At 50.2% G+C, this 12,737-nt stretch carries 10 protein-coding genes; 3 read left to right on the top strand and 7 right to left on the bottom strand.

The features are described 5' to 3' along the window. Positions 1-52: 52 nt before the first annotated feature. The 4 genes from DVK07_RS06135 to DVK07_RS06125 all read right to left on the bottom strand — a co-directional run bounded on the left by DVK07_RS06135 (position 53) and on the right by DVK07_RS06125 (position 1,346). Positions 53-514: a hypothetical protein gene (locus tag DVK07_RS06135; RefSeq protein ID WP_121596238.1), complete on the bottom strand. Its 462-nt coding sequence runs from the start codon at positions 512-514 to the stop codon at positions 53-55. A gap of 52 nt (positions 515-566) precedes the next feature. Then, complete coding sequence (locus DVK07_RS06130; RefSeq protein WP_121596373.1) at positions 567-791, bottom strand: hypothetical protein; 225 nt, start codon at positions 789-791, stop codon at positions 567-569. 121 nt (positions 792-912) lie between these two features. Beyond that, entirely contained in the window at positions 913-1,137 is a 225-nt protein-coding gene (locus DVK07_RS22050) for a hypothetical protein (protein WP_147441082.1), read from the bottom strand. Next, on the bottom strand, positions 1,137-1,346 hold the full coding sequence (locus DVK07_RS06125) for a hypothetical protein (RefSeq protein ID WP_121596237.1): 210 nt from the start codon (positions 1,344-1,346) through the stop codon (positions 1,137-1,139). Before DVK07_RS06125 ends, DVK07_RS22050 begins: the two co-directional genes overlap by 1 nt. A 715-nt stretch (positions 1,347-2,061) precedes the next feature. On the opposite strand from DVK07_RS06125, the gene DVK07_RS06120 reads away from it, so the two are divergent. From DVK07_RS06120 to DVK07_RS06110, 3 genes are all read left to right on the top strand, one after another. Then, a complete protein-coding gene (locus tag DVK07_RS06120) occupies positions 2,062-2,901 on the top strand; it encodes a hypothetical protein (protein WP_121596236.1) in 840 nt (279 codons plus the stop codon). Continuing rightward, positions 2,898-4,070, top strand: a complete 1,173-nt coding sequence (locus tag DVK07_RS06115; RefSeq protein ID WP_121596235.1) for a hypothetical protein — start codon at positions 2,898-2,900, stop codon at positions 4,068-4,070. Before DVK07_RS06120 ends, DVK07_RS06115 begins: the two co-directional genes overlap by 4 nt. Before the next feature lie 147 nt (positions 4,071-4,217). Next, on the top strand, positions 4,218-6,212 hold the full coding sequence (locus DVK07_RS06110; RefSeq protein ID WP_255410467.1) for a DNA cytosine methyltransferase: 1,995 nt from the start codon (positions 4,218-4,220) through the stop codon (positions 6,210-6,212). A gap of 7 nt (positions 6,213-6,219) precedes the next feature. On the opposite strand, the gene DVK07_RS06105 is transcribed toward DVK07_RS06110, so the two are convergent. The 3 genes from DVK07_RS06105 to DVK07_RS06100 are packed head-to-tail and all read right to left on the bottom strand — an operon-like array spanning position 6,220 to position 12,690. After that, entirely contained in the window at positions 6,220-7,086 is an 867-nt protein-coding gene (locus DVK07_RS06105; protein ID WP_121596233.1) for a phospholipase D-like domain-containing protein, read from the bottom strand. Between the two features lies 1 nt (position 7,087). Then, the gene (locus DVK07_RS22045) at positions 7,088-9,097 is read right to left on the bottom strand and encodes a hypothetical protein (RefSeq protein WP_147441081.1); all 2,010 of its coding nucleotides are present in this window, start codon (positions 9,095-9,097) and stop codon (positions 7,088-7,090) included. Then, complete coding sequence (locus DVK07_RS06100; RefSeq protein ID WP_121596232.1) at positions 9,097-12,690, bottom strand: DEAD/DEAH box helicase family protein; 3,594 nt, start codon at positions 12,688-12,690, stop codon at positions 9,097-9,099. Before DVK07_RS06100 ends, DVK07_RS22045 begins: the two co-directional genes overlap by 1 nt. Positions 12,691-12,737: the final 47 nt, after the last annotated feature.

The raw sequence follows: 12,737 nt of genomic DNA, 5'->3' as shown, positions 1-12,737 counted from the left end.
CGCTGGCGTACGTCGTTCGAAAGTCTGGGACGATTCTTTGGTGTAGTCATGACTATGCTTCCTCGAAGTCTCGGGCGATCTCATCTCGGAGATAGTACTGTTCATTTTCTACGCGGAGGTCATCACCCTCCATCTCATCCAAGTGGGTCGTAACTCGGGCGGGGACTGTCTCGACTAGGTGTTGGATAATTTCGTCGTAGGTTGCTCCCGGATTCTCAGCAACGTATTCCTTGACTTCTCTCCGCTCGCTGTTGTAGACTGCCTCCTCCAAATCGCCAATTCTCTCACGGGCTCGGTCCAGTTCGGCCTTCAGTTCGTTCCGTTGCTGACGTAGTTCCCGATTTGTTTCGTCTGGTTCTACACTGCTGGTGTCGAACTTCTTCAGTCCGGCTTCGACCATCGCCTCCATGAACTCTGACATTGACCGCATCCCGAGTTCTTCGCACTGACTTTCCCATCGGTCGTATTGCTCCTCAGATGGGTAGGTCGCGGCCTGTTTGTAGTCGTCCCCCATCGTCTATCTGTGGGGTAACTGAAGCAGGTGCGCGATGGTGGTTCTGTAGAAGTTACTCATCGTCTTCCTCACTGTCGTCGCCCGAGACAGCCTCTCGAAGTTCTTCACCGAGCTCCGGATGGTGTTCCTGAAGAAGTGCTGCGTCCTGAGCGAGATTGTCGATTTTTCGCCGGACCCGACTTACGACTGAGTAGTAGTACTCGTCGTTTACGTCCGCATCGCCTGAGATAATCTCACGCTCCCGTGTAGTCAACAGACCCCTGCGTTCGTCTGCCATTGGTGGGAAGCCAGTTATCGCCATGTACCTTACCATATGTGGTTCTTCCATGATAAAATAACCGCATGCGGTTATGTTACCACATATGGTTCCCCATACTGGCCTGGAACTGCCTTTCCCACTACTCATCGTCTTTCCAGCTAATCGGGAGGAAGTGAGCTCCATCATCCCTGATTTGGAGCTCTACTGCATCCGCTGCAGCTGTGTTGACTCCCAACGATTCGATTTCTTCTGACGTGAGGAATACTGCGACGCCAATAGGATCACCCTTCGCGTCGCGTGAGATACGTGCTGTTCGACCTTCTGGATTCTCACGGACAATTGCCGGGATCAAGTTTGTCGCCATTATTCGACCAACTCCGTAACGAACTGCTCCAGCGACCCCTCCGCGTAGAACGCTCGGAGATCATCCGGATTTTGTTCGATGTAGTACTGAATCGCTCGTCGAACGAAATCGGACTTTGTCCAGTCTGTTTCCTCAAGTGCGTCTTCGAGCTGTGCTGCCTCTGAAACGTCAATTCGGGTGGCGACCGCCTTTGTCGGTCTTGTCTCCACGCTTGTCACCTGGGTAGTGGTGTAAAAATAGATTAGTGCGAATTGGCGGTTGGTGGACCTTCAATCACCAATTCAGTAAATGTCATGCGCATATTATCGCATGTATTTGATTTTCTGGCAGGAATTACTTTACTATCTGAATATCATTACCATTCACTCTGGATGTTCTGCGGGTGGAATTGGTAACGGGATTACGGGACTAACAATTTGCTGGAATCAGTGGACAACGTCGGGGTATTGGCTAGTTTCCTCGACAGTATGTGAGAATGAATATCTGCGTTCAAGATTGATCTCTCCCAGATCGTGGACAATATGAGATTGTACTCGATCTCATATTTCTCACATGTCCCTCTACTCACTTCGTAATACTATCAGAACTTTCATCGAAATGGAGTAGCCCTTGAGTCTGCCTCTCATGGAGAAGTAACAAGTCGTTACACCGGAGTACGTGGATTATCTCGGCATTCTATCTATTATCCAATAGCTGCGTAACTGCTTGTTACTTGATTCTAGCGACCTCTCAAGTAGTCGGCTGATAATTTGGTTTGATGGGTGTTGATTTTCGATTTTAATCGATACTCCCTCTGATTCCGGGACGCTTTGACCAACGAACCCGCTGATTCGGTTTCTACACCTCCGGCACTTTTATGTAAGATGCTGACCAACTAGTTTCTGTTCCCCGACAGAAAGCCAGCCGGGAACATGAGGTGGTCAAGTGAGCTCGCATTTAGCGCCCCAGAGCGACGGTAGAGTCCAGCAAACCCTGTACACTGCCACTGTTACGCAGCTGGTAGACACGTTCCCCGAAGGCGTTACTCTCCGTTACGAGTCAACTGACGCGTTCAGAGCGTTCCTCGCCGGGAATGTCTACGTCCAATACGTCGTGTTCAACGTCACGGACGCAGAGAAGATTATCCGAGACCATGGGACAATACATGCTGTTTTAGAGGATTGGCAAGTTCCGATCGTTACCGCAACAGACCCCGACATAGACATTTACTCCCGGCAGCGTGACGACATCCGTCATTTGCTGGAACACATCCAGCCGGCGATTTACATTCCCGACGCAGGGACCGTCTACTGGGATCGCTCCGAAAATTCCCAACGACACGGGATTCAGGCGTTCATCCGTCGCCTCGACTGGGTGATTGACACCATCGCGGAGCACGACTGGGATGTCTCGGTCCTCCCACTCGCAAAGGGGATGTACCGATGGCACTACGAAGACCTTCGTGACTGCTACGAGCGACACGGGTTCACGAACTTCGCGTTCTACACCAAGCAGTACACGAACAACGGGAACTACATCCGGAAACTCCTCAACCACTTACAGAACCTCATCGACGTAATCGGTGCCGAGAATATCTTCATGATCGCCCGGTTGAGCGAGAACCACTTGGAGCGGTTCCCACCGCAGGTCACGGGCACGTGCGGGATCGTACAGTTCGCGAAGGAATGTAAGGTAGACGGGCAGTTCGTTGAAGATCAGTTCGTCGACTGGAGGGATGACCTCGAGACGACTCTACTTGACAAACCCACGGTGACTCAACAATGATGGGAATAGGCGGTAGCGGCAGTAGCAACGACACGGACGACGGCGACGATGACGACGAAGGGATCCCTCCGGAACAGACCACGATCGGGGATCAGTCGGTGGACGAGGGGTCCTCCGATGATAACTCCAGTGGGGCTGGCGCAGCGGGAGAAGCTGCCGGCGCTGCTGTAGGTGGCGGTGGTGCCGCCTCTGGAGGCGGGGGAGCAGCAGTCGGTGGGGCTGCCGCAACAGGCGGAGGCGCAGCAGGCGGAGGATCCTCCAGCGGGGAGACGAAAGACCCAGAAGAGACCGAAGAGGAAGAGAAAGAATCGGGGGGCGACGAGACTAACGAATCAGAACCACCTGAGGACACCGAGCCTGAAGCAGAACACGAACCCCCGGAACCAGAGCAACCTGAGAGATCGGAGGAAGGGGATCAACAGGACGTCGATGAGGAAGAGGAGGAAGATGACGACCAGGAGCCCCAGGAAGCCGAACTGGTCATCTACACCGACGCCTGGGACGCAACAGGCTGGGGTATCGAACCCGTCCTCAAGAAGTTGGAACAGGACTTCGGCCTGAGTTTCGACCTCTCCTACAAGCTCTTCACACCACGTGAACTCGACAGCAACGACTGGGGGTCTTCCCGGTACGACATGCCCTACACTCAGGTCGTCGAACTTCCCGACGACACAAAGCTATCAACGAGTGCGCTTCACGTCGCCCAAGAACTGGACCAGGATATCTTTCGGGATTACCTTCGCCGTCTCCGGATCGCCGCGTTAGTCGAAGGTCGAAATATCGAAGATCGTGACCTGCTCATCGAACTCGCAGGCGATGTCGGATTCGACACCGACGAGTTCGACGAAAACTGGTACGGGGATATCGACGATATAGGTGAGTTCGAGACGATGCCGATCATACAGGCAACGGTTGGAGACCACGAGATCTCGTGGAGCGGTCACCTCGAATACGGTCATGTTTATAGCGTCTTGCTCGACAACGACGTCTTGCCTGTCGGCGGCTCATCGACTCTCAACCAGCTCGTCGGCGAATACGGCCCAGTCACTACCACCGAAATCGAGGGTATCACCGGAGACGATCGAGAACAGATTGAGGCGGAAGTCGAAGGGCGTCAGGACGTAGTCCGAGTCGAGTACGGCGACGCGGGCTTCTGGGATCAAACCTGAGGCATTTGTCTCTCAAGTATACCAGACACGGACGAACTCGAGTCTGCCCTCACAATCATCGACTCTAACTAGGCGTCTGCCTTCCCTGAATGAATGGATCTGAGGAGAGTAACAACTATTGGCACGTGTCCAGAGTCTACAACAACGGTGACGTTACCCGCTAATTCGAAATTTCGAGTAGCAAGCGTGTTTTCAGGAGCAGGAGGGCTCGACTTAGGTTTCGCCCTGCCCCCAATATTTCAAACTGTATTTCACCTCGATAATGACTCGACTGCGATCAGAACACTTCGCGAGAACAAGGAGGATTGGTTCGATACAAAAGCGACTATCGTTGACCGGGACATCGTAGAGTTTGTTAAACAACTTCAAGAAGGGACTGCCGACGAAAACCTCGATGTAGACCCTGACATTCTCGTCGGTGGTCCACCTTGCCAACCGTTTTCTGCAGCTGCTCGCAGAACGGGGGGCACAAACGGTACAGAGAGTGAGGAGGGACAATTGTTTCTGGCCTACTGCGATTTACTGGAGGAATGGGAACCCTCTGCGTTTCTCTTCGAGAACGTCTACGGAATAACCTCAAATGATGAGGATTGGGAACCAATCAAGCAAGCCTTCAAAGATGCGGGTTACAAAGTAAAGCCCAAAACTCTGGATACTGCCGATTATGGCGTTCCTCAACACCGGATAAGAACGTTCATAGTCGGGGTTAGAAAGGAAACTAACCACGGATTCCACTTTCCGAAGCCAACACATGGCCCAGAATCTGGCGGGGGCCCTACGCTAAACACTGCCGGGGACGCGTTGTCTGACCTCTCAGTTGATGTAAGTGGTGATAAGTACTCCATGAATTCGAAATATGCCGATTTATTGCCGGAAGTTCCTCCAGGCCTCAATTACAGCTTCTTCACTGAGAAACTGGGCCATCCTAATCCAAGGTTCGCTTGGAGGTCGCGGTTTTCAGACTTCCTCTACAAGGCGATTCCGGGTGAGCCGGTTAGAACACTAAAAGCTCAACCCGGGGGAGCAAATGGACCGTTCCATTGGGACAACAGGCGCTTCACCGAGTCGGAATTGAAACGACTACAGTCCTTCCCCGATGATTACCAGCTGGCTGGCAGCTACTCGAAGGTAGTTAGGCAGATTGGCAATTCGGTCCCGCCAAGGATGGCGTGCGTCCTCGCACGCAGTATGGCTGCGCAACTGTTTGACTGGATTCCGGAAATGGAATGGGAAAGTCCCTTCCTTCCGTACCAGACCCTGTCTGAACAGGCTGTTCCTGAGGAACTTTCCGATGATGCCGAACTAAACTTCCGGAGCAGGAAGCGGACTCCGTTGAGGGTGCGCACTCAGCGAGCTCAGAAGCGGCTCGGTGACCGAGCGGAAGTTGATGAAGAGGTTGATCCAGAACGGATTACCCCTCGAGAGTATGAATTCGATTTGGGGAACATAATCGAACTACTTGAGGGGGGATGCTTTTACGAAGAGTTACGAGAACGTCAGTATCTAGTAGAGTCTCGAGTGACCGATGGAACCCTCTCAGTGAATATAATTGGTGGGAATGATACCGCCGGAGGAACGATTGAACTCGAGCTAGTATCCGACGAGGGTTATCTATTACCTGCGATTGAGGCTGCCGAAATCGAAGTGGTAGCTGAGGGTGTCCGAGTGCCAGATCTATTTTCGATTTGGGGGGTTCTGATAGAAGACATCAGGGCACGCACCGATTATGAGCAACTAATGAGTGTTGTCGGGCACTATTCATGTGCTCCTAGCAATTTCTCAACCCAGATCTCGTTCACGGAGATATCTGAAAGCCCACTACGCAGGGCTGTAGAATTCTTCTCAAATGAAGACCATTGTAATCGATACTTCTCCATTAGTGAAATCGCGAATAGTACGGGTATACCGCGGCCAGCGCTGGTAAGTACGTTGGAAAGACTCCGGGAACTTCGATACGACATCAGAACTCCCTCTACTCACACTAACATTCAAAATTCTGAATCTGGTGCCCCGGAGATCCTCTGTACATATCCATTTCCGAACTTGGTTTCCGCCTCACCATTCGATATAGATGCCGAGTTGACAGAGGTTCGGAACCACATTCAGAAGGATTTGCTAACCTCTCAGGCTAATCACAACTAGAAGATCTCTACTTACGATCGAATCTGCCGGCTACTCGTTCAACTTGGTGGAAATGGTCTGATCCTCGAAGCGATTCGAGCAATGTAATTAGTTCCCTGGCAGCAGCTCTTTCGAATCTGACTCCTAGCTCTAGATTTGAAAGAAAACCTTGCCCGGTTACGTTTGCAGTTCCGAGATAAGCCTCCTCCTGATCGGTAGCCACAACCTTGGCATGGAAGGTTGACCAGCTCTCATCGTTGATATATTCATATAGTCTGACACTGTTACCACAAGGAGAATCTAGCAAATGGTGTGTGAACTCCCGGTTGAACTCTCCATCTTCCCCACCATAGGTGAGATATCGCGTTACTAGGGATATCGAACTGCCACGGTCGGCTGCTGATAACAATGCAGGCCGTAACCGCTCAAAAGCTTCATCAGAAAGAAACGGGCTGACAATCCAGACGTGCGAGGATGCATTCTTGATTATGTCTAGCACTCCTGTAAGTAGGTCATTGAACCCGTCTGTGGCAAGTGCATCATCGTCAGGAAAGGTCCCCAACAGATCGACTGGGGGTGAGATTTCTTGACGCTGCTGGAGCAGCTCCGCGGTATACCCTACTGTCGGGAGGGTACGTGTTCGGGTACGAACTGCGTCTGAACCAATGTATCTATGATAACGGAGGTGCTCGAGCAACTGTTCTATTTCGTGATTAGGCGCCTTGATTTCAAGTTCGTTGCGCAGACTACCGATATTCACCCCCGTATTCTGCTGTTGAAGATATCGGAGAGTAGTTCCAACAACCTCGTAGTCGTACGATCCAGACAGATTCAGGAATATTGACGCTGTCTCAACAAGTAGTTCTCTCTCTATTGATCCGTTATAGTCGACCATGTCAAAGAGAGAGATAGCCGTTTATCTCCTGCTCGTTGAGCCCGGGTTTCCCTTCGTCAAACCGACCACCGAAGAGGGTTGCCCGTCCAAGGTTGTGATTCGTATTATCTGTCGACATTGTTGGTAGGTAGAGACAATGCTCACAAGCTCCATTTTCATCCGCATAGCAGACCCGATCAAGAGGGCAGGTCGCTTGTTCCTGAAGCTGCGTATAGAACTGCTCAAATCGCTCTTCAAATAGCGTTAACACAGTGCCGAGGGCTTGATCTGTGTCTGGGCGTTTGTAGACGAGGAACGAAAGGGTGTGTGGCATAAGCCGCTCAACCAAGCTTTCACGCTGGTGTCCCGACAAGCTCCCCATTGTGTTCATGAATACGTGAGCATAGGTGTTGATCAACGAATAGACGTGCCGCGAGATACATTGTCTCTCATTAGTCCGTAAGTGAGTTTTATCTTGCTCATCCACTAAGCTCTCATATCGACTAGGAGCGGCTATACGATCCACGAACCACATTCGAGCATCGTCTGGGCTCGGACGATTTTTATCTGTAATGACGTTGTTTTCGACTAACCAGTCTAATATGAACTCAGGATCTAATTTGACCAAGACGCCCTCTGCTTTCATTTCTTGGGCATAGAACGTCGGGAACGGATCACTCTGTGTCGTAAATGTGTTGAGCTGTAGGTCGACTTGCTCAGGATCAGACGGATTAGCCATATCAGGATCGTCATTCTGAGCAGGACTTGCCTCAGTGTCAATAGCATCTCTCACATTTTGAGGCTCAGATTTGACCCGTGTGTATCCATAAGTGACTGTTGTCAGTGGAATATCTTCGATCAAGTGAAGCTCCTCGATATTGAGTGAGTTGAGAATATCACGATATGACGATAATGTCGATTCTGTGAGGTGAGTCTTCTCCGGAGATTCAATCAATTCCTGAATCGAATTCGCGGTGTAATCACCCGTTGGCCGGTATTCGTCATTTTTAGTCAGACTCAGATATTCATAACATTCCTGCGTGAGACTGGCTTTTTGTCGATCATCGAAACCAGATCTATTCTCTAACCAATCCTTGATGTGCCTGCGATGCTCTTCTCTATCTGGAAGGAGTGCTGTTTTTGCTTGCTCTCGTGCACGACGTTCTTCATCCTCATCAGCCAGCATGAACTCTTCAGTCCCTCCTAAGAGTTCAGCTGCTTTTTTCTTGATTTCACTTTCACTCGGATATTGGATATCTGTCGCAAGCACATAGTCACTGATAACCTTCGCACGATACCGAGTTCGATCAATGTTCTCTAGTCCCTCCTGCGCATTCACAAAGTCTTCAGATTGGGGATAGAAAGCACTCGAGTCAGTGTGGTTCGTGATCATTAGATCGTCATTATCACAGGCTGGATCCGGACAACTCACCGGAGTGGCCATGAATGGTCTTGACTCTGAACAGCCAGGGTGGACACAGTGCCATTCCCAGCTAGACATCCGAGTGGTGGGACGGTCCAATTTCATATTGAGCTCTGTCCCATCATGTGAGTGTGTCGGGGCCCAGAGTTGGTCTATTGCCCCACATTCACAGATCGCGACGAATGGAAGCTGATCTGTGACAGACAATTTGGCGTCACAGTTATCACATGAAAAGAGGCTATCAGAGTCTAGACTCGCAATTTCGCGCTCATCTTCGTAATCAAACCGAATGAACATACCACACTGTGGACACTCAAACGTTCTCGGATAGGTATGGTAGACCGCCCCTCCAGGAACAACAATATCGACATCATCGTAGAGATCGATGTCGAGTAACTCTTCTGAATTTGGCCATCTATAGAGATGTTCCTTTACTCGCCCAATGAGGAAATCTTCTGGAGCTTCGAGTTCAACATATTGTCCCGCTTTTGTTCGTTGATTTACACTCCTGATTCGTCCACTTGCCTGAATATGGGCGTGGTTCAGCGTGTTTCCTGGAAGAAACTCATAAAGGAATTTAGAGAGAGACCGATCCATTTCCTCGACCATTATTGACCACCTCGAACGAGTGCGTCAAGGAAATCATCTGTGTCATCGAACGGTCGAACAGATCCTTGATCGCCAATGTCCCGGAGGTTACGCATAGGACCTTCATCGCGCGGGAACCCAGGAGTGTTCATCTCACTTCCGAGTTCGTTATTCCAGATTGCCCACAGACGCCGTGTTTCCGATTCTAGATACGTCCGAATATGCTCAATAGATCGTGATGCCGTATCAGTTCCATAGAGTCGTTCAACCATCTCAATCATTTCTTCCTTGGTAACATCTGGATATTTGGCATCACGATTCATTATCTCATAGAAATGATCCGCAGTCTGTACATTCAATCGTTCTTCTTCGCCATCTTCATTGACAAACATTGATTGCTCTCCACCAGTCGAATGCCAGTAGTATTTTGGACGATAGTATTGTAGGAGGACACTCTTGAGAATGCCTGGGAAGGTCTGTTCCGCACCAAATTTGGCCCATCGGTCGATTGCAACAGGCTCAACAGAGCGGTCAAGGTGCTCATGAAGTATCTCAAAGTATTTGTATCGATGGCGATCTCGCTGGTCGAACGGCCTAAAGAAATCAATGACAAATCCAGGGGTCCCACTGGAGCGTCCGACACGAGAAGAGGCTTGGATATACTGGAACGTCTGTGACGGATATCCAAAGAAGACCATGAAATTAAACCGTGGATTATCGATACCGTGACCGACGAATGACGTACACGGAATTGTATCAGTCCGGTTTTCGAACTCTTCAGGAGGATCAAGGAGGGTATCAAGTACTCCTGTCCCCTGCGTATCAGCGGTCAATTGTTGGGTATTGAGAGGCCGGTTGTAACCCTCTGAAGCCATCTCGTCGGCGATTTGCTTTCCGATGCTATTCCGATATGTGTCCTTCTCTCGTTTATTTGTGAAGTATACAAGCGATGTCTCGTATTTATCCAGAATATCGGTCTGTATTTCAGCATCAAATGAGTCCGTCCAACCAGCTTCGTCGATGAGTCGATCGATGTCCGATTCTGCAATCTCAGACTTCGATGTTCCTGAACGAAGGCTGTATGACGTTTTTATCGTATCTCGAACTACCTCCTCTGAAGTCGCATCCTGGTAATCACGGATATTCTCGTGGTACTGCTTGATAAAGTCAAGAACAGCATAGAGGTGGGTCCGATTGTTCGGTGTGACACCACCGAATTCTCGCTCGACCTCGCTTTCGCTAAGCTCACCATAGTACGTTTCTCGAAGTTTAGGCCCGTCCTGAGGGAATCGAATCGCGTCCTTCTGGAACAGATTTTGTATCTGGCGTTTGTATTTCGAGATCGTCGCTGTTGAGGTGAGAACTTTCGGCTCAATACCGCCCTCAATGCCTGGCTCATCTTGGTCTTGCCAGGCACTGGCCAGCTTACAGAATTCCAGGTATGCCGTTTCGTAGTGGCCAGCAAATGTTCCGAGTTCTTCATTCAGGAGGTGTACCTCGTCAACGAGGTGAAGAGACGGAATTGGGTCAAAGTATGTGGCATCCCGGTCTGCTCGTGTTCCAGGATCTAATTCTGACAGATTGTCCGATTCTTCACAAACATCTTTTTCTGGACATCTATCGCTGTAACCTGGGCCGTGAGCAGAACACTGAGTAGTCATATTGCCGAAAATATTCGTAAAACGGGGCTGGAACCCCATCACAGAGACCTTATCCAGAGATCCAAGCAGAACTGACGGCAGATAACGATACACGTCATGGTCGACGACATAGAGTGGGAGGCGACCAACGCAATCTTCTCCTGTACAGAAGTGTTCTACTAGATTTCTTGCTTCATCAAACTCTACTCTGACCTCAGAGTCACAGAGGGGACAAGTTGACACAACTTGACAATCATTTTCGACAGCCTGCTGCCGAGAAAGGTATAGTTCTCTTTTGTCATCACCGATAGAATTAGGAGTATCTTGACCACCGACGAAGAACCCAAGAGAGAATTCATCACCGCTTCCGTTCAATCCAAACTCTTCAGAATTTGGGCCCCCATCTGCTCGGCGGAATTCTTCTGCGACCAGGAGAGCCTTTAGGAACCGTGATTTCTGCTGTGAAGAAAGTAATCGAAGGGGGAACCGAATCCAGGCAGAAACACCGCGGTCCTTCCCTCGAATACGGTCAAAGAAAAGGGTAGTAAGGACAATCCCGAGGTATGCCTCTGTTTTCCCGCCCCCAGTCGGGAACCACAGTACGTCAGCATCATCGCTGAAGTCCGTTTCGTACCTATCTCGGCGATCTGCAGGATCACGAGCGACAATATCTGGGAGATTAGAGACAATATAAACGAGTTGGAAGAGTCGCCATCCATCGAATCCTTCATCAGTTGCAAGTTCACTGTGGACTCGATGGTTAACTCGATTCATGAGCTGGAATGCTCTTTTCGCCTCGTTATCATCAGCCAGCATCTCAATACCGGCCTCAAAGCGATCAATTTCTACCTCACGGAATGCCTCGGCATCCTCCTCAAATGCCCCAACTTCTTCAGGTGAATGTGTTTCCTCGAATTCTGTTTTCCGGGTGCCCGTCCACTCGTCGTGGTAGCTTCGCATCCCGCGAGCAATTGATCGGAGCGCTTCGATCGTCCCGCCACCGGTAGTGCCAGCTAACGTTAGGAACCGGGTATCATGTGTGGATCTGAAATCGAACTCATAGACGCTTGCTGTAGGGACAGCCGTCGTTTGAAGTTTGTACCGTCCCACCGGTTCATCCGGATCAACATCCAACTCTGACGAATCCCCGATAGACTGAGTATCGACAGAACAGTTGTGGCCCTTTGACCAGACCTCCTGACTAAACCGGTAGTCCTCCGGCACAAGATCAAGTTCGTACGCTACTACTGGGCCAGCAACCTCGATAATTGGGTTAAATACGCACTCCTCTTTCGGTTCGCGTGTATCTGCACCAGGATCCCAAATCAATTCGGGTGCTCCCTCACCTCTATGCGGGATACTGAATCGATCTCCAAATGAGTTGAGTTCCAACCGCAGCCGAAGTTGGTCTTCGGATTTCTCCGCTGTGAACTCAATCGGCCATGTGAGATCACCGATTGGGTGGTGTCGCAGTCGGTCAACTGCATCCTCATAACCGGATTCGGAGAGGTTGTGAAGATCTAAATCACTCTCCTCAGGGTCTAAAGTCGTGATTGTCGGTTGTGTGATTGTACTCGCTTCCTCAAGTGCATCTTCGAGTTCATCATGTAGTTGCTGAGTTATCTGGGCTGCATCGGCTTGAAGCGATTCGAGACTGAGTTCAGTCTCAAATGCAACATCTACCCGTCGGTAAAATGGGTCATCAAACGCATACGAATTCGCGCTTCTGTTCTCCCGTTCGGCAGTATCCTCGCCCTCTTCCTCCGTTGCTGTTAGGTCTCGATATTCAGAGTAGGTCGGATAGGTTTGATAGTAGACTTCAAATTCAAGTGAGATCGGGTACTGCTCAGCAACAGGCTGAAAATCGAGCCCGATGGAATTCGGCTTTATTTCTGCACTCTTTGTAGATTCCTCGTGGTCACTCGGGGGAGTGAGGTTCGAAATATAGTAAGCCCGTTTGGGCTCTTCGGACACACAATATGGTTGATGGTGACCCCGAACTTGCTGCAGTGTCCGTTCCG

It is taken from the genome of Halorubrum sp. Atlit-26R, from assembly GCF_003666015.1.
Lineage (GTDB): Archaea > Halobacteriota > Halobacteria > Halobacteriales > Haloferacaceae > Halorubrum.
Note: the sequence above shows the minus strand (reverse complement) of the source record. Positions and strands in the feature narration are given on the sequence as shown.

What these genes read in the sequence shown, in the direction of transcription:
- DVK07_RS22050 (WP_147441082.1), bottom strand. Translation starts at nt 1,137, where the DNA reads ATGGCGACAAACTTGATCCCGGCAATTGTCCGTGAGAATCCAGAAGGT.
- DVK07_RS22045 (WP_147441081.1), bottom strand. Translation starts at nt 9,097, where the DNA reads ATGGTCGAGGAAATGGATCGGTCTCTCTCTAAATTCCTTTATGAGTTT.
- DVK07_RS06135 (WP_121596238.1), bottom strand. Translation starts at nt 514, where the DNA reads ATGGGGGACGACTACAAACAGGCCGCGACCTACCCATCTGAGGAGCAA.
- DVK07_RS06130 (WP_121596373.1), bottom strand. Translation starts at nt 791, where the DNA reads ATGGCAGACGAACGCAGGGGTCTGTTGACTACACGGGAGCGTGAGATT.
- DVK07_RS06105 (WP_121596233.1), bottom strand. Translation starts at nt 7,086, where the DNA reads ATGGTCGACTATAACGGATCAATAGAGAGAGAACTACTTGTTGAGACA.
- DVK07_RS06115 (WP_121596235.1), top strand. Translation starts at nt 2,898, where the DNA reads ATGATGGGAATAGGCGGTAGCGGCAGTAGCAACGACACGGACGACGGC.